This is a genomic window from Streptomyces lincolnensis, from assembly GCF_001685355.1.
GTDB classification, from domain to species: domain Bacteria; phylum Actinomycetota; class Actinomycetes; order Streptomycetales; family Streptomycetaceae; genus Streptomyces; species Streptomyces lincolnensis.
The window spans coordinates 6,913,235-6,934,365 of record NZ_CP016438.1 but is presented as its reverse complement, the minus strand read 5'-3'; the positions used below and the strand labels follow the sequence as shown (position 1 = coordinate 6,934,365).

Below are 21,131 nucleotides of genomic sequence, written 5' to 3'. Positions count from 1 at the left end.
TTTCTTCGTGGGGGTGGGGGTGGGGGTGCGTGCGGTCGGGTGGGGGGTGGTCAGACGGATCGCTTCAGGGCCTCTTCGCGGCGGCCGGCCATGGTCGAGCCCGACTCGCGGCGGGCGGCCCGGCGCAGCACGGCGGGCGCGAGCAGCAGGCCGGCCACGGCCCACAGGCCGAGCACGCCGACGGTCTCCCAGTGCCGCCAGGACTCCCCGATCTCGGCGGCCACGGCGCTGTCGGGCAACAGGGCGGCACGGGCCGCCAGGCCGAGCCAGTACAGCGGGAAGACCTCCGCCACGTGCTGGAGCCATACCGGCAGCTGGGAGGCCGGGTAGAAGATCCCGGAGACCGAGGCGAGCGCGAACATGGGGACCATGACCAGGCCGATGTTGCGCGGGCTGTCGATGAGCGAGCCCAGGATCGCGCCGACGGGCAGCAGGGCGAGCAGTCCGAGCGGCAGCACCCAGGCGAGCCCCAGCCAGATGCCGGTGTCACCGGCCGAGACGTCGGGCAGCATCGCGATGCCCAGGAACGTCACCGCGGCGCAGGCGATCAGCACGATGCCCGCGACGTTGACGATCTTGCCGATGAGATAGCTGGGCATGCCGTGCGGCAGGGCCTTGAGCCGGAGCAGGGTGCCGTCCTGCCGCTCCGCGATCAGCTGCTGGGTGAGGCCGAGCATGCCGTTGAAGGCCACGCACATGCTCATCATGCTGGGCAGCAGGAAGCCCGCGACGGACATGCCGGTGCCCGCGAGGTCGTTGTCGCGCAGGGTGTACAGCGGCGCCAGCAGACCGACCAGCCACACCAGGTTGCTGATCAGGTCCTGCCGGGTGGTGGCCGTCTGGTGCAGTTCGCGGCCGCCGCGGCGCAGGCCCTGCCGTACGGCGTTGCCCATCGGGCGGACGGTCGTGGTCGGTGTGCTCATCGGGCCGCTCCCGTCAGCCGTCGGGTCGCCTCGTCGGTACGGCCCGCCTCGGCGTCCGCGACCACCGCCAGATAGACGTCCTCCAGGGTGACGCGACGCACCTCGATGTCCCGTACGTCGTCGCCATGCTCCGCGAACAGGCCGCGCAGCAGGGCGGTGACGTCCGCGGTGCCGCTGCGGTGGGCGGTGCCGCGCACGGTCCAGGTCACCTCGGCGTCCGCGCCGATCGCGCGGGCGAGTTCGTCGACCGTGCCCTGGGCCACGATCCGGCCGCCGACCAGGATGAGGACGCGGTCGGCGAGCTTCTGCGCCTCCTGGAGGTCGTGCGTGGTGAGCAGGATCGTGTTCCGCTCGTCCGCCAGGGCCCGCACCAGAGCGTGGAACTCCTGACGTGCCTCGGGGTCGAAGCCGACGGTGGGTTCGTCCAGGAACAGCACGTCGGGCCGGCCCACGACGCCGACGGCGATGTCGAGCCGCCTGCGCTGACCGCCGGAGAGGGTGCTGATCCGCTGGTCGGCCTGACCGGTCAGGCCGACCAGCGCGAGGAGTTCGTCGACGTCCCGGGGACCCCGACGCCCGGACGCCGTGTACGGCTCGTAGAACGCGGCGACGTGCGCGAGGAGTTCACGGACCCGCCACTTGCCGTGGTCCCGCCACGACTGGAGCACGATGCCCAGCCGGGAGCGCCACTCCTCGCCGCCCTCGGCGGGGTCGGTGCCCAGGACGTTCACGCTGCCGGCGGAGCGGGCGCGGAAGCCCTCCAGGACCTCGATGGTGGTGCTCTTGCCCGCGCCGTTGGGCCCGAGCAGGGCGACGATCTCGCCCCGGCGCACGGTCAGGTCCACGCCGCGCAGCACCTCGTGGTCGCCGTAGCGCATACGCAGATCCCGTACCTCGACGACGGGCGGCCCGGTGTCCGGTTCGGGCCCGGTGTCCGACGGCCGGTCGGTCTGCTTCAGCATGTCTCTCCCCGTGATGTCGTTCGTGTTCTTGCGGTGCCGCCCGGTGTACGACGGTCAGCGGGCGGCGGCGCGGGGTGTCCGGCTCCGGGCGGCCTCCATGACGTCGGCCGCGGCCCGCGCGCCCCCGGCCTGCTCGATCTCCCGGCGTACGGCCGCCAGTCGGCCGGGGACGGCCGGGTCGCCCAGCACCGCGCGCACGGCGGCGCGGATGGTGTCCGGGCCGAGATGGTCCGGCGGGACGGCCCGGCCGAGGCCGAGGTCCACGACCCTGCGCGCGGTGAGGAACTGCTCGACCGCCTGCGGCAGGACGACCAGCGGCACCTCGTGGGCGAGTCCTTCCAGGACGCTGCCGGTGCCGCCGGCCGTGACGAAGACGTCGATGTACGGCAGCACGCTCATCTGCGGCACCCACTCACGGGCCTCCACCCACGCTGGCAGCGTTCCGAGCGCGGCCGGGTCGGTGCCGTGACCGGTGGCCAGCACCAGGTGCCGTCCCGCCGCGCCGTCGAGGCCGTCGAACGCCTCGACGCACCAGCGGAAGACGTCGGCACGCCGGTTGTACGTCGTGCCCAGCGACACCAGCGCGACCCGGCGGGCGTCCGGCGGCGGCCGCCAGTCGCCGTGCGCGCCGCGCCGCCACTCGACGGGTCCCACGAAGGTGCACCGCGCCCCCACCCGGTCCGCCATGAACTGGAGTGACCGCGGCATCGCGACCACACAGGGCACGTCCCCGGACAGTGCTCCGGGGCCCGCGCCGACGCCCCGGCCCGTGGTGCCGTCGGTGAAGGCGTGCGTGGGCGAGAACGCCACCTCGGGCACGCCCCACCGGCGGGCGAGCAGGGGGCCGTGTCCGGTGACCGTGTCGTAGACGACCAGGTCGGGCACGTCGTCGGCGTAGTGGTCGGCGAGCTGTGGCAGGACGGTGGCGCACTCCCGCCGGAAGGCGTCCACCGCGAGGGAGCCGTCGTCGTCGGCGGGGAGCCAGTCCCGGCCGGTGCCCGCCGTCGGGGTCCGGGTGGGGAACGTGGTGGCGTGGCCGACCGGTTCGGCGCCGGTCTCCGCGACCAGCGGGCCGAACTCGTGGCCGGTGGCGAACGTGACCCGGTGCCCCCGGGCGACCAGCTCCGCCGCCACACCGAGCAGTGGGTTCACGTGTCCGTGGAGGGGGACGGACATCAGGGCGATGTGGGCGCGCGGGGCGGTGTGCCCGGTCATGACCCGCCTCCGTCGGCCGCCGTGCCGGTACCGGACGGCGAGGCCAGGTCCGCGATACGGCGCAGGGCCTCAAGATGGCCCGTGAGGGCCGTGCGGCCCGTCGGCGTCAGGGCGATCCAGGCGCGGACGCGGGAGTTGAACGGTTCCTTGTGCAGCGTGACGTATCCCGCCTCCTGGAGGATCCGCACCTGCTTGCTCAGCACCGAGTCGCTCACTCCGAGCGCGTCTCTGACCGCCGAGAACGCCAGGGACTCGACCGGCGCGAGCATGGAGCAGATCTGGAGCCGGTTGACGGGGTGGATCACCGCGTCGAGTGCCGGGTCCGGGGCGGTGGGTTCCGGTGCGGTCACGGCCGCAGCTCCCGCAGCAGCGCCCGGTCCAGCCGACGGCCCGCGGCGACGATCGCGAGCAGCGCGAGGACACCGCAGGCGGCCATGGCCCAGCGCAGGTCCACGGCCCACTCCAGCACCAGGCCGAGGACGGCCAGCGCCAGGAGCGTCGGCCCGAGCACCGAGGTGATCCGGCGCATGCCGGGGGTGGCGTAGAAGCGGTTGAGGAAGACGCCGGTGGTGTGTCCGGCGGCCATGGTGAGCAGGGCCGGGCCCAGCCAGACGCCTCCCACGAAGCCGTACGGGATCAGGTCCCAGTCGATGCTGACGGCGGCGAACGCGAACAGGAAGCAGCAGCCGACCCCCGGGTAGTACCACCACGGGCCGGCCGCCCGGGCCACCACCCGGGCGCGGGCCGCACCCGCCTGTTCGAGCGCCGCGCGCGCGTCCTGCGGTTCCATGACGGCCACCTCTCCCTCGCCTCTCCCTGTTTCCATACTGGAAAGAGTAGAGCCGACTTTCCATCATGGCAAGGGGAGGCTTTCCATCATGGAAAGAGAAGTCCGGAGCCGCGCGCCGGCCCGGCGGCCTCACGACAACTCCCGCGTCACGTCGGCGGGTTCGACATCACCCAGCACGACGAGGGTGTCCGTGACCGGTACGAACAGAGCGTGTGCCGCCGCGGACACCTCCTCGCCCGAGACCTCGCCCAGCAGCGCGGGACGCCGTACCACCCACTCCAGGCCCCGGCCCGAGACCACGGTGTGCCGCAACGCGTCCGCGAGCAGCCCCGGGGAGTCGAAGGCCGTGAGCAACTGCGCGGCGCAGTAGCGGCGCACCACCTCCAGCTCCTCGTCGCCCGGTGGGACGGCGGCCAGCGCGGCGGCCTCCTCCCGTACGTCGTCGACCGCGGCGGCCAGTGCCGCACGCGGGGCCGTCACACGCACCAGGGCACGCGCCCGGCCGGCCACCGTGTCGCGGGCCGCGAACACCACGTGCCCCGCTCTGTCCAGGCGCCGGCAGCGCTCCGCCAGCCGGGCCCCGAAATGCCCGCCGAACAACGCGGTCGTCAGATAGCGGGCCGGCTCGGAGGTCCCGGCACGGGGCGGCTCGGGCGCGCAGAGCGTGAGCCGGACGGCGCCGTCCGACGGGCGGCGCAGGACGAGCACCTCCGGGGCGACGCGCGTCGGCACGCCTTCGCCGGTGGCGGTCACCGGTGCGGGCGAGTGGGACGGGAGCCGCCCGAGGGCGTGGGCGGCCTCCGTGAGCACCCGCTCCGGGTCGACGGCGCCCACGACGACGAACGCGGCGTCCGCCAGGGACAGGGGCGGGCCGGGCGGCGGTGCCGGATCGTCCGGCACTCCGGAACCGCCGGGCACCGCGGGGCCGTACCGCTCCAGCCAGTGCTGTCGCAGCGCCTCGTCCATGAGGTTCTCGGGCGAACGCCGCGGTAGGGCGGGGCCGGTGAACGCGTCGGCCGTGTCCCCCGGGTGACGGATGGTCAGCAGCTCCGCCACGATCGCCAGCAGGGCGGTGAACTCCTCGGCCGGAGCCCAGCCGCTGACGTCGGCCCACTGTCCGTCGGTGGACAGCCGCAGCTCGCCGCCGAGCCGCGCCGCGCGCGCCGTCGCCCCCGTCGCCGAGTCCACGGCACTCAGCAGAGCGGCGATCTCCCGCGGCCGACGCCACCCCCAGGGGCCGAGAGCTGTCCGTAGCCGCAGTTCCACGAGCCAGCCGCGGCGGTCCGGCGCGGCCAGCACCCGCAGCCCGTTCGCCAGCACCCCTTCGCGCGCTCCGTCCAGCGCCGGCACCGCCGGCTCTCCGAGCCGCGGCAACGGGCGCGGGCCCCGAGCCGTCCTCGCGAGCTGAATCGCACGGCCTACGGGGAGAGTCCCGGTGTTCGGGGCCGGGGGTGCTGTCGGCCGCGTGTCCGCGGTGCCCGTGGCCGGAGCGCGCCGCGGGTCCGGCGCGGGCGCGGGTGCCTGCCCCGCCGCCGTCGCGGTGTCGGTTCTGGCTGGTGTCACGACCGCCGTGGCGTGGTACGCCCCGGCCAGCCGGGCGGCCGCGGCGGCCACCTCCGCCGGAGTGGTGCGGGCGATCATGTCCGGGAGTTCGTCGGCGAGTTCGGCGTGGCCGAAGAGGAGTTCCAGGCGTCCGAGGGCACGGCAGCGTCGCTGGACGTCGGCGTGGTCGCGGCGGTGGCGGGCGGCCAGCGCGGCGGCGACGCGGGCCACGGTGTCCGGCTCCTCGCGGGTCCGCGGGGCGGCCTGCCGCTCCCACCATCCGGTGAGACGGCGGGTGAAGTCCTCGGCGGACCGCCCCTGCGGCAGTGCGGTGACGACGACCAGTGCGTCCGGGTCCCTGGCGTCGAGCGCGCCGAAGAACCCGCAGCCTGCGCTGACCGGCGCCTCGAAGGGGGACCCGTCCGCCGGGCGCGCCCGGCCGGTCAGTTCGGCGAGCACCATGTGGGCCGCGTATGCGGACAGGTCGCCGGCGGGATCCGGCAGCCGGTACCCCACGGCCACGGCGGCCCGCGGCACCCGCTCGTCCGTACGGCACAGCAGCCGGTGCCCGTCGGGCGCCGGCTCCGGCGGTGTCGCCGGCGCGCCGCCCGTCCGCGCCGGGACATCGGCGAAGTGCCGCTCGACCAGCGCCCGGAGGCCGTCCTCGGAGTGCGGTGCGACGACGGTCAGGACCGCGTTCGAGGGGGCGTAGTACGTCTCGAAGAACTGCGCGCAGTCCTCCACCGTGATCCGGCCGAGCCGCCCGGGATCGCCGTATCCGTCGTGCGCGTGGGCGAAGGTGCGGAACAGTGCCTGGGGCAGCAGGGGCCAGGGCAGCCCGCCGTAGGGGCGGCCGTCCCGCATGCTCTCGATCTCGCGGGTGACCTCGACCAGTTGGGCGGACAGCTGCGCCGGGGTGAAGCGCGGCGCGCGCATCCGGTCCGCCTCGCGGAACAGCGCCTGCTCCAGCGCCTGCGCGGGAACCGCCTGGAAGTAGTCCGTGTAGTCCTGGTGGGTGGTGCCGTTCGCGGTGCCCGCCAACGGGTGCAGCGCGTCGAAGAAGGCTCCGTCCGGGAGGCTTTCGCTGCCGCGGAACATCAGGTGCTCGAAGAGATGGGCCATCCCCTCGCGGCCGGGCCGCTCGGAGCGGAACCCGACGCCGTAGTGCACGGCGACCGCGGCCCGGGGGCCCGGCCGGCCCGGGGACAACACCACCCGCAGACCGTTGGGCAGACGATGCCGGACCACGGATCGCGGCCCGGGGGCCGGCAGGCCCCGGGGGACGGAGACGGGGACGGTCATGATGCCGCGTCCCCCGGTTCACGGACGGGGTCCGCCGACCGCCGTGTCGGGCCCGGCGAGAGGTCCAGCAGGAACATGGCGAAGCCGGTGTACTTGTCGAAGGTCTTCTCGTCCCAGCCGACGTACGCCGTGTAGTCGTGCAGATGGAGCAGGACCCGCAGCGCCGCCAGGCGGTGCCAGTCGTCGCCCAGATCCCGGCCGTACCCGGTGAAGAACGCGTCGAGCAGCGCGGGCCACGCGGGGTGGGCGTCGCCCCGGTACCAGCGGAGTTCCACGAGTTCGCCCAGCGTCCAGCCGAGGTCGTGGTACCAGGGGGCCAGGCACAGGTCCTCGCCGATCAGCAGATCCGCCTCGCCCACCCGCGCGCCGGGCCCCACCGCCGGGACGAGGGAGCCGAGCGCGGGGGCGCCGTGGCAGAGCACCCGGGCCTCCCGGTCGCCGGTGATCCGCGCGCACAGCGCGTGCAGGGCGGCCATCCGCACCTCCCCCAGGCGGGGCCGCAGCAGCGACTCGGCGTAGGCGGCCCGCGGGCTCGGGGAGCGGCCCGCGAGCCACTCGGTGAAACGGTGGATGCCTCGCGGACGGGTCGTCAGCCGGACGGCGGCCTCGGCGGGGACGGGGGTGTCGTGCAGGGCGCGCAGCAGCCGGCCGACACCGTGCAGGGTGACGGCCAGATCCTCGTCGGGGCCGTGGTGCAGCAGCCGCCCGGCCACGGACTCGGGCCCGCGCACCGCGTACCGGCGCCCCTGGGGGCCGTCGGCCTCGGGGGGCGGGACGCCGGGTGCCCAGCGAACCGGGCCCGGCGGCAGGTCCCCGGGGAGTGCGGCGGTGAGGCGCGGATCGTGCGCGGTGAAGGGCCGCGGGGCTCGGGGGCCCGGGTGGCGGACCCAGACGTACCCCTTCTCCGGGGTCCCGGTCACCTCGGTGCGCAGCAGTCCGGTGCCGAACTCCCGGTGCACAGGGCCCTGCCCGGCGGTACCGGTCGCCGCGTTCCCTGTGCTCAGGTCCGGGCCGACTGCCGCGTTCTCGGTCTCCAGTTCCGTGCCGACTGCCGCGTTCTCGGCTTCCAGGTCCGTGCCGGCCCGCCTCATGTTCGTGCTCCGTCCTCGAACAGCGCCGTGACCGCCGTGGCCTCGTCCGCCGCCGGGTGGTCGGACGCAGGGGCGAGTTCCGTCCTGCGGTCCTCGATCCGCCGCAGGGCCTCGGTCAGCGGCGGGGGCACCCAGCCGTCCTCCCTGCCGGTGGTCAGGCTGTGGCCCTGGGCGGGCGGCACCAGGACGACGCGGGGCCGGGCGGCCAGCGCCGCCCAGTGGGACCGGAACGCGGGACTGTCCAGACCGCCCGGAGGCAGGGACGGCGCGACGGCCACCAGAGCGTCGGTGCACTGCAACGCCAGGAGTACGGGGGTGTCAGCCAGCCCGAGGGCCAGCCGGGCCGTGAAGTGGAACGTCGCCGGATAGACGAGTACGGCCTCCGCCCACTCGGCGTACTCCACGTGCCGGGCCCGACGGCACTCCTCCCAGTCGTCGATCTCCACGTCCGTCTCCAGCCGCAGCTCCAGCGAGGTCGGGGTGACGAAGCGCCGGGCGGCGCGGCTCATCACGACACGGACCTCCAGCCGCGGATACGTCGTGCGCAGCCAGCCGAGCCACTGCGGGACCCCGACCGCCGAGGCCGAGCCGGTCACCACCAGCAGCAGCCGGGAGATCCCGAAGGGCGGCGCCTGGTCCCCGTCCGGCGGCGCGGCCGCCTCGGCCGGCCGGGGTGCGTCCGGCGTCATGCGGCGTCCACCAGACGCAACAGGGTCTCCAGCTCCTTGAGGGCCGCGGTGGGGCCCTCGGTCATCGCGACCCCGGTCACGTTCAGGACGATCTCGTCGGCGCCCGCCGACACGAACTCACCCAGTTTGGCCCTGAGTTCGTCGGCGTCGCCGTACAGGAACGCGTCACCGGCCACCAGTGCGCGGCCGCTGGCCCGCGGGTCCTCCTTCATGTCGACGTCGATGCCGGAGCGGGTGAGCATGTCCGCGTAGTGCGGCAGCCGCATGTGCCCGGCGTTGCTCGCCAGGGCGAGCTCGGTCGCGTCCCGCTTCGGACCGGCGAGCGCGAGCGGCACGATCGCCACCACCCGCGGTGTCTCGCGTGCCGCCCCGTGCGCGCCGGAGCGCAGCGCGGGGACCACGGTGTCCCTCAGATAGGCGGCCGGGGTCAGCCAGGTGATGGCCACGTCGGCCAGCTCGCCGGCGAGGGCGGCCATCCGCGGCCGCAGCACCCCGAGCCCCACCTGCACGGGCGGCAGCGGCATCCGGGGCAGGGTGGCCCGGCAGGTGTAGAACTCGCCCTCGTGGTCGGCCTTACCGTCGGTCAGCAGATCGCGGACGACGGTGACGTAGTCGCGCACCGCGCCGAGCTGGCTGCGGTAGGGCGAGCCGAGGATGCCGCTCTGGAGCACCTTGGCGCCCGGTCCGAAACCGGCCACCACGGAGTGGCCCATGGCCGCGGCCAGGCTCTGGGCGCGCAGCGCGGCCTCGTAGGGATGGCAGAAGGGCATCAGGGACACCGAGGTGCCGACCGGGCCCCGGAATCCGGTCGCCGCCGCGTAGGTGAACGCCTGGTGCGTGTCGCTCGCGGTGCCCTGTCCCTGCCACAGGCGGTGCGTCCGGCTCCACTGGGCCAGCGCGGCGAACGGCAGCAGCTGCTCGGGCCGGGTGGGGACGAAGGGCACCAGGAAGGAGTGGTCGGTCATACGGTGGCCTCCGCCGCTTCCCGGACCGGTCCGGCGGTCGTCCCGGCGGCGGTCAGCATCTGTCCGTGCACCAGCCGTGCGTACGCGGGGCAGTCCCGCATCAGGTCGGCGTGGGTGCCCTCGCCGACGACCTGTCCGTCGTCCAGGACGATCACGTGGTCGGCGTGCTGGACGGTGGAGATGCGGTGGGCCACCACCAACAGGGCCCGGTCCCGGGCCAGTTCGTCGACGAGGTCCTTCAGCTTCTGCTCGTTCAGGCTGTCCAGCTGCGAGGAGGGCTCGTCCAGGAGCACCAGGTCGGCGCCGGAGACCAGGGCGCGCGCGATGGCGAGCCGCTGCCGCTGGCCGCCGGACAGGTCGACGTTCCCGGCGAGCACGGTGTCCAGGCCGAGCCCGGAGCGGTTCACCTCGTCGGCGAGTCCCACCCGGTCGAGGACCCGGAGCAGTTCCTGTTCGGTCACGGCGCCCTCGCCCCGGCCGAGCGTCAGGTTGCCGCGGATGGAGTCCTCGACGAGCGTGGCCGCCTGGTCCACGTACGCCATCCGGCCGCGGAGCGCGGGCAGCGACCAGTCGGTGACGTCACGGCCGAAGACCCGGACGCTGCCGCCGCCGGCCACGGCGAAGCGCTGCATGAGTTCCAGCGAGGTCGTCTTGCCGGCACCGGAGAGACCGACCATGGCGGTCAGACCACGGGCGGGGACATGGAAGTCCGCGCCCCGCAGCACGGGCGTGGGTCCGTGGTCGAACCGGACGTCCTCGAACTCGACGGCGGGTACGCCCGGTTCGCCGTCCGGCGGGGCGGTGTCGAGCCCGCCCCCCGTCGGCGCCTGCCGGGCCTCACGGCCGTCACGGACCTCGTGGTCCTCGGGCTGCTTGGCGAACAGGGCGGTGAAGCGTTCGCGTGCCACGACGCCCGTCTTGATGGCCGTCACCGCGGCGGCGATCATCATCAGCGGGCTGGTCAGCTGAAGCAGGTAGAGCAGGAAGGCGACGAAGTCGGCGAGCGACAACTGGCCGTCGAGCAGCCGCGCTCCGCCGCTCGTGATCACCGCGACCAGCGCGATCTGCTGGCCGAGGCTGATCACCGGCATCATCAGCGCTTCGAGGCGGGCCGCGTCGATCTCGCTGCGGGCGGTCTTCTCCGCGTGCTCGGCGAGGACGTCACCCACCTGCCGTTCGGCCCGGTAGGCCTTGATGACCTTGACCGCGTCGGTGGCGGCGACGTAGCGCTGGGCGAGGGTGCTCGTGCTCTCCTGCACCGACACGTAGCTGCGCCGCAGGCCCTTGACCACGGCGACGATCAGGGCTGCGGCGACGCTGAACGCCGCCAGCGTGACCAGCAGCAGGACCCAGTCGACGAGACCCATGATGACCAGGGTGCCCGCGGTGGTGAGAACGGCCATCGGCAGCTGGACGGGGCCGGCGTCGATGAGTTTCTTGATCCGGGCGGTGTCCGCGGTGATCCGGGAGACCAGCTGGCCGCTGCCCTCCTGGCGGATGTCGGCCACCTGCATCCCGAGGGTGTGCCGCATGGTCCGGATCCGCAGCCGGCAGATCATCCGCTGGCCGAGGCGGGCCAGCAGGAAGGTGGCCAGGGCGCCGGCCAGCGCGGAGCCCACGCCGAGGCCGACCAGCAGCCAGGTCCAGCCGTTGAAGCCGCCGCCGTCGAGATCGCCGATCAGCTTGCCGACCACCCAGGGCAGGGCCAGGGTCGACGCGGTGGACAGCAGTGCCAGCAGACCGATCAGGGCGAGCTGGCCTCTGCGGTCCGCGGACAGTTCACGCATGACGCGGAACTCGTGGTTCGGCCTGTGCTCGGCCACGGGTGGCTTCCTTTCACTCGAATACGCCGGACGGGGCCGACAGGGACACGCTCAGCGCGCGGCGAGTTCCAGCAGGGTGCGCACGCCGGTGGCGGGCCCCCGCCAGGTGACCCGCAGGCCCGCCGTGGCGCAGAGGGCCTCCAGTTCGGCGGCGTCGCGGGCGGGAGCGGGCATCATCGAGCGGTACTGAAGTTCCGTGGCCGCTCCGTGCAGCGGCATCGCCACGTCGGCGAGGAGGATCCGCCCGTGCGGCCCCGCCGCTTCCCGGCAGTTCTCCAGAATCCGTACGGCGTCCTTGTCGTCCCAGTCCGCGAGGATCGCGGAGAGCAGGTAGACGTCGGCGCCGGCGGGCAGCGGTTCGAAGAAGCTGCCCACCACCGCTTCGGCCCGGTCGGCCGCGTCGCTGCGCGCGAACCGGGCGGCGGCCTGCTCGGCGACGTTCTTCAGGTCGACCAGGGTGCCCCGCAGATGAGGGTGCCGGCGCAGCAGCGCCAGCAGGATGACGCCGAGGTGCCCGCCCACGTCCACCACGGTGCGCGCCCGGCTCCAGTCGTAGGCGGTGACGATCTGCTCGGCGCCCCAGGCCAGCGGCAGGTCCGCGTGGGCGTCGACCGCTCGGGCCTGCTGCGCCCACTCCCCGGCGTACGCGGGGTCGTTGTTGACGGTCTCCCAGTAGCCGCCGCCGGGTTCGGCGAAGTGGGAGGGTTCGCCGGTGCGAACGGTGTGGTCGAGATGGAGCAGGGCGCGGGTGCCGTGGCCGATCATGCTGTCGCCGCGCAGCACTTCCCGCACGCTGCGGGGGTGGTCGGAGAGCAGGGGCTCACCGAGTGCGGTGAGGGCGTAGTGGGTTACGGCGTCCGTCGTGGGCGCCTCGTCCGTCGTGAGGATGCCGAGCTCCGTCAGGTACCGCAGCAGCGCGTCGGTGACGTCCGGCCGGGTTCCGGCGCGTTCGGCCAGCGCGGCGGAGGTGGTCGCGCCGGCGTGGAGGTGGTCCGCGAGGCGGAGTGTGGCCGCGGCACGGATGGCGGACGGGGCGAGGAGGTCGGCCAGGGACAGGAGTTTCTCGTAGGGCTGGGGCTCTGCCATGTGTGCGTGCCTCATGGTGGGACGGGCGGGCTGGTGCTCTTGCGGGGGGCGTGCGCGGACCTGTGGTCCGCGCACGCCGTTTCACACGCTGTCGACCGAGGTCAGCAGCCGTCGTCCACGGTCTTGGACACGACCTGGCCGCTCATCCAGCTGACGCTCGCCGAGACGGCGGCGCAGCCCCAGGTGGTGGCCGGGGCGTCGGTGGCGGCGGACAGGTTGATCTCCTCCGCGGAGCTGTAGGCCTCGTAGCCGGACAGCAGCTCTACGATGGACGTGGCCTTCTCCATGAGTTCTCTCCTTGGTGTCGTGTGACGTGGGACAGGACGTCTCGAAGTCGGATGACTCGAGGGGGGATCGGACGGGCCGCCCGTCGCTCCGCTTGCCCCGGAGCGACGGGCCATCGCACGCCGATCGTCAGCAGGTGGCCTCGTACGTGGCCGCGCTGATGAAGCTGGCCGCTGCGGAGGCGCAGTACCAGGTGGTGGCCGGGGCGTCGGCGACCGCGGTGACGTCGAGCTCGTCGGCGTCCATGTAGGTCTCGTAACCGGCGACGAGTTCCATGATGCTGTCGTTGCTGTTCACGCTGTTCCTTTCGCTGTCTTGCCCGAACTCAGGGCAGGAGGCGTCGACAGGTCGTCGGCGCTTCCAGCGGTGGGCTCGGTGCGCGTCAGGGACTCCGTGCCGGAAAAGGGCGGTGTCGTCGCGGGCGCCCGGCCTGGGCGGTGGGCGCCCGCGGGTTCAGGCGACGGGCAGATTGCGTGCCGGGTTGGCCGGGTCGATACCGGCACGGGCGAACTGCTCGGCGACGGTGTGCTCCGTCGTCTCCGGCCGGTCCGCGCTGTCCACCAGGGCGGTGGCCAGCACGCTGGCCCGGTGCTGTCCGAAGCTCAGGCCCTGCCTGCCGCTGTGCGGGTCGGCCGGTTCCCAGGCCGTGGCGACCCCCGGGTGCAGTTCCTCGACGAAGGAGGAGACGTCGGCGCCGACGCCGGGCAGGTGTCGTACGTGGTCGGCGAGCCGGGGCGCCGCGTCGGCCACGGCGGCGTCCAGGTAGACGACGACCGCGTCGCGCCGGGGATAGAGCTCCGGGGCGGACAACACCTTGGCCCGGTACGGGAGTCCCTGCTCCTCCAGAAAGGCCAGGGTCGCGCCCCACACCCGCACGGCACGGTCCACGTCGACGACGTTGACGTACAGGCGCAGCACCTCGCGCCCGCCGGTGCGCGACCGCGATCCGTCGACCAGGAAGAACCCCGGGGAGAGTCCGGGCCGGGCGGCCGGCATCCGCAGGCCCACGATGTCTCCCGGGGCGGGGTCGGACGCGTCGAGTACGGCTGCCGGGGCCCAGAACCGGACGCCGTCGCGCTCGACCAACACCCGGAGCCCTCCCTTGCCGTCCGGCTCCGGCGACGACTGGACGCGGGCACGCGTGACGATCTCGGTATGGGGCACGGCCGCCGCCAGCCGGGCTTCCAGGGCGGGGTCCCGCAGACGCGTGGGAATCCTGCTGTCGCCCTGGCCCGAGTGGAAGACGTCGTAGAGCGCCTCAGCGAGCATCCGGCGCAGTTCCCGGGGGGTGTCCGCCTCGATCTCCCGGTCTCCGACAAGGGCTTTGGCGCGGTCCGACGAAACGGAAACGCTTCTCATGACATCGAGTACACCCGATGACAACATCACAGTAATTCCCCCGTTTATCTTTCCTGGCATTACTTTACTCAGACGAATCCGAGGGTGACCGCGAACTTCTCCGGGTTCACCACGGCGGAGCGGCCCACTCCGGCAGCCGCCCGCTGAATTCCGCTGAGCCGGGACGAGGAAAGCGCGCCGGCCACCAGCCGGTCCAGCAGATGCCAGCCCGCGAATGCCGTGGCACGCACCGGAAGCGTGTCGTCGACCTGCCCCCGAGCGCTTATGTAACCGCGCCAGAACGCCTCGACCAGGGGGAGCAGCCGGCGCATCTTCTCCGCACCCCGCTCGATGATCAGCTCGTGCGTGAACTCGACGTCGGTGAACACGGCGTCGCCCCTGTTGGTCACCAGGTCCAGGACCGAGCGGTAGATCCACTCCCCGGCGAACGCCCCCACGTCCCGCGCGGGGTCGGCGAGACGGAACTCCTCCCAGTCGGTGACGTAGATCGCCTCGGGCCGCATGAGCAGCTGGTCGACACGGAAGTCGCAGTGCGAGGGCACGCGGGGCGCGGCACGCTCGCTCTCCCGCAGCCGCTCCAGCGCCGCGACCAGCACGGCGTCCCGCTGGAGCAGCCGCCACGCCTCCAGTTCCGCCGCGCTGGATCCGACGTAGACCGACATGGGCAGGCCGCGCAGGAAGGAGACCGGCGGGAAGGGCGGCGGCTCGTCGTCCAGGTCCAGCCCGTTCGGCGGCGGAGTCGCGTGCAGCCGGCCGACGATGCGTCCGACCTCGCGGGCGTGATCCCCGGTGAAGGCCTCGTCCACCATCAGCTGAGCGCCGTTCTCGGCGTCGACGACCCTCTCGAAGACGGCGACGCGCCGTTCGGTGTCGCTGCCCAGCAGCACCGGCCGGCGCAGACCGGCGGGGCGGGCCGCGGCGGCGTACTCCTCGAAGGCGAGCATGCGCCGCATCCGGGCACGGATGTCCGCGTCGCCTCCCGTGAGGCGCTTGACGAAGACGTCGGTGCCGCCCTCGGTGAGGCCGGCCCAGGCGTCGTTCCGGCCGATGGGCGAGGTGACCGAGTCCCGGACGAAGCGCCCGAGGCCGAGGCCGACCAGCAGCCCGTCCACCTCAGGAGCCGCGTCCAGATCGACCGGAACGACCTCTTTCTGCATGACAGCCATACGCTTCTCCCCTCAAGCACATGAATGAATCCCCTACGGGCACAGAAAGGCACACGCAGGCAAGAAAACTCGGATACAAAAAATGTGAAGCCGAGAAGGAAGAATCAGAAGATGTTCCGGACATGCCGGAACCTTCGGGAGTCACCCCGGTCCATTGCACTACCCCGTTCCCCGTTTGCCGCGACCACCGCGCTTTTCCATCTCTTGGTGATCGCTTGACCATGTTAACCGTATGCAAACAGCAAGTGGAATCACAACCCACACTAGCCGGATTGTGACCGGCGTCACTTTTCCAAAGATCCACACCACCTCACTTCACGAAATGCTCGGCAAAAACGGAAAAACCGAACGACCGGCCACCATGAGGTGATCCGGTCGCTCGGCGCGAGAGGGTGGCCGGGCGGCTGAGCTACGGGGGAGTACTCAGCCGCCCGGCGATGAGGGGACGGGCCCGGGTTCAGGCCGGGCCCGTCCCGGTCGGGGGGCTCAGGCCTTGGCGAGTTCCTTCTCGCCGCCCTGGTCGGGGACCTCCGGCGAGGCGTCGTCGTGCTCGGTGTCGTTCTCGTCGAGCAGGGTCTTCTCGTCGAAGGGGAGGTGACCGGCGAGGACCTGGTCGACGCGCTCGCGGTCGATCTCCTTGGTCCAGGTGCCGATCAGGACCGTGGCGACGGCGTTGCCCGCGAAGTTGGTCAGGGCACGCGCCTCGCTCATGAAGCGGTCGATGCCGACGATCAGACCGATGCCGTCCACCAGGGCCGGCTTGTGCGACTGGAGGCCACCGGCCAGCGTCGCGAGACCGGCGCCGGTGACACCGGCGGCGCCCTTCGAGGCGACGAGCAGGAAGAGCAGCAGCGGGATCTGCTCGCCGATCGACATCGGCGTGCCCATGGCGTCGGCGATGAACAGCGAGGCCATGGTCATGTAGATCATGGTGCCGTCGAGGTTGAAGGAGTAGCCGGTCGGGACGGTGATGCCGACGACGGGCTTGCTGATGCCCAGGTGCTCCATCTTCGCGATGAGGCGCGGCAGCGCGGACTCGGAGGAGGAGGTCGACAGGATCAGCAGGAACTCGCGGCCCAGGTACTTGAAGAGCGTGAAGATGTTCAGGCCCGAGATGATCCGCAGCAGCGCGCCGAGCACGATGAAGACGAACAGCACACAGGTCGTGTAGAAGCCGAGCATCAGGATCGCGAGGTCCTTCAGCGCGTCCACACCCGCCGAACCGACGACCGCGGCCATCGCGCCGAAGGCGCCGACCGGAGCGGCCCACATCACCATGGCGAGGACCCGGAAGACCAGCCGCTGGATGTGCTCGATGCCCCGCAGGATCGGCTGTCCCGCCGAGCCCATGGACTGGATGGCGAAGCCGCACAGCAGCGCGATGAGCAGGGTCTGGAGGACCTCGGGCACCGTGAAGGCGGAGACGATCGTGGTCGGGATGATGCCGAGCAGGAACTCGGTCGTGTCCTTGGCCTCCGCGCTGACCTGCGCCTGGCCGGCGTCCTTGACCGCGTCGGTGACCGCGAGGCCGGAGCCCGGGTCCAGCATGTTGCCGACGACCAGGCCGATGCCCAGCGCGACCAGCGACATGATCGTGAAGTAGCCCAGCGCGATACCGCCGACGGCACCGACCTTGGCGGCCTTCCGTACCGAGCCGATGCCCAGCACGATCGTGCAGAAGATGATCGGCGAGATCATCATCTTGATCAGGTTCACGAAGCCCGTTCCGATGGGCTTCAGCTCGACCGCGAAGTCCGGCGCGATCATGCCGACGGCGATGCCGAGGGCGACCGCGACGATCACCGCGATGTACAGGTAGTGCGTGCGGTCCCGTTTGGCTTTGGGGGCCGTTTCGGGGGTGCTGGCGGCCACGGCTGCCCTCCTTGACGTCTTCGTCGGCATCACCGGCGTGCGGCTCACGTCCGGATGGGATGGGGAATGTCGTGACTATCTCCCGCCCTGTGAGGGCGGTCACCCTTCCGTTCATTTAGTTCACAATCAGCCATGGGGGCAGACTGACGACATGCGCATCCCCGTCCCGACACCCCGGAGCCTGGCCACCCAGCTCTTCGCCATGCAGGCGGTGCTGATAGCGGTCCTCGTGGCCGGATACGCGCTGTTCACGTACGTCAGCGACCGCAGCCAGGCCGAGGACTCGGCGCGGCGGCAGGCGATGGCCGTGGCGCGGTCCGTCGCGGACGCGCCGTCGGTGCGGGAGGCGATGGGGACCGCCGATCCGTCGGCCGAACTCCAGCCCTACGCGTTGCGTGTGATGCGGGACGCCGACGTCGACTTCGTCACGATCATGAACCCCAAGGGCATCCGATGGACCCACCCCAGCCAGGACGAGATCGGCAAGCCCTTCCGCGGCAACATCGCCCCGGCGGTGGCGGGCGGCTCCTTCACCGAGACCTACACCGGCACCCTCGGCCCCTCGGTCCGCGCGGTCACCCCCGTCTGGTCGGGCGATGACGTGATCGGCCTGGTCAGTGCCGGCATCCGGGTCGAGGAGATCAGCAAGCGGGTCTCGGGCCAGCTCACCGCCCTCCTCGGCGTCGCGGGCGGTGCGCTGGCCCTGGGCGCGGTCGGGACGTACGTCATCAACGCCCGCCTGCGCCGCCACACCCACGGAATGAACGCGGCCGAGCTCAGCCGGATGCACGACTACCACCAGGCCGCGCTGCACGCCGTACGCGAGGGTCTGCTGATGCTGGACGGGCAGTACCGTGTCGCGCTGATCAACGACGGCGGACGGGAGCTGCTGGGTGTGTCCTCGGAGGACGAAGTGATCGGCCGGTCGGTGGCGGAGCTCGGGCTGCCCGCCCCGCTGACCGGGGCGCTGCTGGCGTCCGAACCGAGGGTGGACGAGGTGCACCTCACCGCGGACCGGGTGCTGGTGGTGAACACCTCGCCGGTGTCCGGCGGCGAGCGCCGCGGCACCGTGGTCACCCTGCGCGATGTCACCGAACTCCAGTCCCTCATGGGTGAGTTGGACTCCGAGCGCGGTTTCACCCAGGCGCTCCGTTCGCAGGCCCACGAGGCGGCGAACCGGCTGCACACCGTGGTCTCCCTGATCGAGTTGGGCCGGGTGGAACAGGCGGTGGACTTCGCGACCGCCGAACTGGAGCTGGCCCAGACACTGACCGACCAGGTGGTGGCGGCGGTGGGCGAGCCGGTGCTGGCCGCCCTGCTGCTCGGCAAGACCGCGCAGGCCAACGAGCGGGGCGTGGAGCTGGTGGTGTCCGAGGACAGCCGCCTGGACGACGGTCTCCTCCCGCCGTCCCTGCCCTCCCGGGACCTGGTGACCATCCTCGGCAACCTCATCGACAACGCGGTGGACGCGGCGCAGGGCAGCGTGCGGGCGCGGGTGACGGTGACCGCGTACGCCGAGGCCGGCGCACTGGTGCTGCGGGTGTCCGACACGGGCCTCGGCGTCGATCCCGCGCACGCCGAGACGGTCTTCCAGCGCGGCTTCTCCACCAAGCCGGCCGGGCCGGGCGGGCGGGGCCTCGGCCTGGCGCTGGTCCGGCAGGCCGTGACCCGGTGCGAGGGGACCCTGTCGGTGGCGGAGGCGGACGGGGGCGGGGCCCAGTTCGAGGTGCGGTTGCCGCTCGGGACGTGGGAAGGTCCTGCTGAACCGGGCCACGACCGAGAACCCGCCGTGGAAGCCGAACGTGCCGTCTCCGGTCGTACGGTCCCTGGAGGCCACGCATGACCCCCGAGCAGCCCATCCGTGTCCTGGTCGTCGAGGACGATCCGGTCGCCGCCGACGCACACGTCATGTACGTCAACCGCGTCCCCGGCTTCACCGCCGTCGGCAAGGCCCACACCGGCGCGGAGGCGCGCCGCGCGCTGGACCGTACGGAGGTCGACCTGCTCCTCCTCGACCTGCACCTCCCGGACGGTCACGGGCTCCAGCTGGCCCGCACGCTCCGGGCCGCCGGGCATCACGCGGACGTGATAGCGGTGACCTCGGCACGCGACCTGACGGTGGTGCGCGAAGGCGTGTCACTGGGAGTCGTGCAGTACGTCCTGAAGCCGTTCACCTTCGCCACCCTGCGGGACCGGCTCGTGCGCTACGCCGAGTTCCACGCCGCCGCGGGCGAGGCCAGCGGCCAGGACGAGGTCGACCGCGCCCTGGCGACCCTGCGGGCCCCGGGCCCCGCCGCCCTGCCGAAAGGCCTGAGCGGACCGACCCTGGAACGCGTCTCGGTCGCCCTGCGCGACGCCGTCGAGGGCCTCACCGCCACCGGCGTGGCCGAGGCCGTGGGCATCTCCCGGATCACGGCCCGCCGCTACCTGGAACACCTGGTCGACGCGGGCCGCGCGGCACGGAGTCCGCAGTACGGGGCGGTGGGGCGGCCGGAGTTGCAGTACCGGTGGGTGCGGGGATAGGTCAGGCGGCCCGCGCACACCGAAGCGCGGCCAATCCTCCGCACACGCATTGACCCGACCGGACCACCCCTCTTACGTTCACCGGGCAGCCATCCCGGCCACAACGACGTGAGCCCGCAGGAGGTCATGCCCGTGCGCCCCACCGCCGTACTCACCCCACTCCTCGCAGCCGTGCTCGCCGCCACCGCCCTCACGGCCTGCGGGGGCGGATCCGGCAGTGATCCGGACACGCTGAAGGTGTCGTTCAAGCAGTCCACGGACAACTCGATCCATGTGATGGACGACTATCTCGCCGGTGTCAAGAAGCAGTTCGAGAAGGCGAACCCCGGCAAGAAGGTCGAGTTCGTCCCGATCAAGGCTCCGGACTCGGAGTACTACACGAAGCTCCAGCAGATGCTCAGGTCGGCGAAGACGGCTCCCGACCTGGTGTACGAGGACACGTTTCTGATCAACTCGGACATCGCCAGCGGGTATCTCAAGCCGCTGGACCCCTACCTCGCGAAGTGGGCGGACTGGGACCGGTTCATCGACACGGCGAAGGCGGCGGCGAAGGGCGAGGACGGCCGGACGTACGGCGTTCCGGACGGGACGGACACCCGGGGGCTGTGGTTCAGCAAGGACATCTTCGCGAAGGCGGGCCTGCCGGCCGACTGGCAGCCGAAGACCTGGGACGAGGTCCTCGACGCGGCCCGCGCGATCAAGCGAAAGGTCCCGGACGTCATCCCCCTGAACGTGTACACGGGCAAGCCGGTCGGTGAGGCCGCCACCATGCAGACCTTCGAGATGCTGCTCTACGGCACCGCCGGGGCCAGGGGCGCCGATCCCCTCTACGACCGCACGTCGAAGAAGTGGGTCGCCGGCAGCCAGGGCTTCAAGGACGCCCTGACCTTCGTCGAGACGGTCTACAAGGAGAAGCTCGGCCCGGACGTCCCCGACGCCCTCGACCCCAACGTCATGACCCGGGTCCGCGGCGAATGGCTCCCGCAGGGCAAGCTCGGCATCGCCCTCGACGGCTCCTGGCTCCCGCAGGACTGGCTGCCGGGCAGCGGTCACGAGTGGCCCGAGTGGTCGAAGGAGCTGGGACTCGCCGCGATGCCGACGCAGCACGGCCAGGCCCCCGGCAAGGTCAGCATGTCCGGCGGCTGGACGTGGTCGATCCCGGACAAGGCGGGCAACCCCGACCTCGCCTTCGAGTTCGTGAAGACGATGCAGACGAAGGCCAACGCGCAGAAGTGGTACATCGCCAACTCCGGTATCGCGGTGCGCGAGGACGTCGCCGAGGATCCCGCGTACGTGAAGGCGCAGCCCGGTATCGAGTTCTTCACGGATCTCGTCGCCAGCACGCACTACCGGCCGGCGTTCCCGGCGTATCCGCAGGTCTCGACCGCCGTCCAGGAGGCCATGGAGGGTGTGACGACGGGCGACATGTCGGTGGCCCGCGCGGCGAGCGGCTACGACGACGAGCTGAGGGACGTCACGGACGACCAGGTGGTCGAGCGGTGACCACCCGGGCGGTCCCGCCCTCGAACCCCCGGACG

19 protein-coding genes are annotated in these 21,131 nt (G+C 72.4%); 3 read left to right on the top strand and 16 right to left on the bottom strand.

The annotated features are described in order from the left end of the window. Positions 1–50 precede the first annotated feature (50 nt). From SLINC_RS31095 to SLINC_RS31025, 16 genes are all read right to left on the bottom strand, one after another. A complete protein-coding gene (locus tag SLINC_RS31095; RefSeq protein ID WP_079164816.1) occupies positions 51–923 on the bottom strand; it encodes an ABC transporter permease in 873 nt (290 codons plus the stop codon). Continuing rightward, the gene (locus SLINC_RS31090) at positions 920–1,885 is read right to left on the bottom strand and encodes an ABC transporter ATP-binding protein (protein ID WP_067439910.1); all 966 of its coding nucleotides are present in this window, start codon (positions 1,883–1,885) and stop codon (positions 920–922) included. Before SLINC_RS31090 ends, SLINC_RS31095 begins: the two co-directional genes overlap by 4 nt. Before the next feature lie 54 nt (positions 1,886–1,939). Then, complete coding sequence (locus SLINC_RS31085; RefSeq protein WP_067439907.1) at positions 1,940–3,100, bottom strand: nucleotide disphospho-sugar-binding domain-containing protein; 1,161 nt, start codon at positions 3,098–3,100, stop codon at positions 1,940–1,942. Continuing rightward, a complete protein-coding gene (locus SLINC_RS49530; protein WP_225988306.1) occupies positions 3,097–3,450 on the bottom strand; it encodes a transcriptional regulator in 354 nt (117 codons plus the stop codon). Before SLINC_RS49530 ends, SLINC_RS31085 begins: the two co-directional genes overlap by 4 nt. Next, positions 3,447–3,926, bottom strand: coding sequence for a hypothetical protein (locus SLINC_RS49525; protein ID WP_170068284.1), 480 nt, complete (start codon positions 3,924–3,926; stop codon positions 3,447–3,449). Before SLINC_RS49525 ends, SLINC_RS49530 begins: the two co-directional genes overlap by 4 nt. Positions 3,927–4,019: 93 nt before the next feature. Then, positions 4,020–6,734, bottom strand: a complete 2,715-nt coding sequence (locus tag SLINC_RS31070; RefSeq protein ID WP_067439901.1) for a M16 family metallopeptidase — start codon at positions 6,732–6,734, stop codon at positions 4,020–4,022. After that, positions 6,731–7,825 (bottom strand): aminoglycoside phosphotransferase family protein, encoded by a 1,095-nt coding sequence (locus SLINC_RS31065; RefSeq protein WP_067439898.1) that lies wholly within the window; start codon positions 7,823–7,825, stop codon positions 6,731–6,733. The genes SLINC_RS31070 and SLINC_RS31065 overlap by 4 nt, the downstream gene beginning before the upstream one ends. Continuing rightward, positions 7,822–8,514, bottom strand: a complete 693-nt coding sequence (locus SLINC_RS31060; RefSeq protein ID WP_067439895.1) for a flavoprotein — start codon at positions 8,512–8,514, stop codon at positions 7,822–7,824. The genes SLINC_RS31065 and SLINC_RS31060 overlap by 4 nt, the downstream gene beginning before the upstream one ends. Further along, positions 8,511–9,479 carry an LLM class flavin-dependent oxidoreductase gene (locus SLINC_RS31055; protein WP_067439892.1) on the bottom strand — a complete coding sequence of 323 codons (969 nt, stop codon included), beginning with the start codon at positions 9,477–9,479 and terminating at the stop codon, positions 8,511–8,513. Before SLINC_RS31055 ends, SLINC_RS31060 begins: the two co-directional genes overlap by 4 nt. Continuing rightward, a complete protein-coding gene (locus SLINC_RS31050) occupies positions 9,476–11,302 on the bottom strand; it encodes an ABC transporter ATP-binding protein (protein ID WP_225988307.1) in 1,827 nt (608 codons plus the stop codon). The genes SLINC_RS31055 and SLINC_RS31050 overlap by 4 nt, the downstream gene beginning before the upstream one ends. Before the next feature lie 51 nt (positions 11,303–11,353). Beyond that, positions 11,354–12,388: a methyltransferase gene (locus tag SLINC_RS31045; RefSeq protein WP_067439889.1), complete on the bottom strand. Its 1,035-nt coding sequence runs from the start codon at positions 12,386–12,388 to the stop codon at positions 11,354–11,356. Between the two features lie 101 nt (positions 12,389–12,489). Beyond that, positions 12,490–12,675: an LxmA leader domain family RiPP gene (locus tag SLINC_RS31040; protein ID WP_067439886.1), complete on the bottom strand. Its 186-nt coding sequence runs from the start codon at positions 12,673–12,675 to the stop codon at positions 12,490–12,492. 127 nt (positions 12,676–12,802) lie between these two features. Beyond that, positions 12,803–12,970: an LxmA leader domain family RiPP gene (locus SLINC_RS48155; RefSeq protein WP_159425375.1), complete on the bottom strand. Its 168-nt coding sequence runs from the start codon at positions 12,968–12,970 to the stop codon at positions 12,803–12,805. 156 nt (positions 12,971–13,126) lie between these two features. Then, positions 13,127–14,032: a T3SS effector HopA1 family protein gene (locus SLINC_RS31035; RefSeq protein WP_152038982.1), complete on the bottom strand. Its 906-nt coding sequence runs from the start codon at positions 14,030–14,032 to the stop codon at positions 13,127–13,129. A 68-nt stretch (positions 14,033–14,100) separates the two neighbouring features. Beyond that, positions 14,101–15,198 carry a class V lanthionine synthetase subunit LxmK gene (gene lxmK, locus SLINC_RS31030; protein WP_067439880.1) on the bottom strand — a complete coding sequence of 366 codons (1,098 nt, stop codon included), beginning with the start codon at positions 15,196–15,198 and terminating at the stop codon, positions 14,101–14,103. A 486-nt stretch (positions 15,199–15,684) separates the two neighbouring features. Beyond that, a complete protein-coding gene (locus tag SLINC_RS31025; protein WP_067445893.1) occupies positions 15,685–17,100 on the bottom strand; it encodes a cation:dicarboxylate symporter family transporter in 1,416 nt (471 codons plus the stop codon). Between the two features lie 121 nt (positions 17,101–17,221). Here SLINC_RS31025 and SLINC_RS31020 point away from each other — a divergent pair, with 121 nt between their 5' ends. The 3 genes from SLINC_RS31020 to SLINC_RS31010 all read left to right on the top strand — a co-directional run bounded on the left by SLINC_RS31020 (position 17,222) and on the right by SLINC_RS31010 (position 21,096). Beyond that, positions 17,222–18,913, top strand: coding sequence for an ATP-binding protein (locus SLINC_RS31020; RefSeq protein ID WP_067439877.1), 1,692 nt, complete (start codon positions 17,222–17,224; stop codon positions 18,911–18,913). Continuing rightward, positions 18,910–19,593, top strand: a complete 684-nt coding sequence (locus SLINC_RS31015) for a response regulator (RefSeq protein WP_067439874.1) — start codon at positions 18,910–18,912, stop codon at positions 19,591–19,593. Before SLINC_RS31020 ends, SLINC_RS31015 begins: the two co-directional genes overlap by 4 nt. Positions 19,594–19,719: 126 nt before the next feature. Beyond that, on the top strand, positions 19,720–21,096 hold the full coding sequence (locus SLINC_RS31010) for an extracellular solute-binding protein (protein ID WP_067439872.1): 1,377 nt from the start codon (positions 19,720–19,722) through the stop codon (positions 21,094–21,096). Positions 21,097–21,131: the final 35 nt, after the last annotated feature.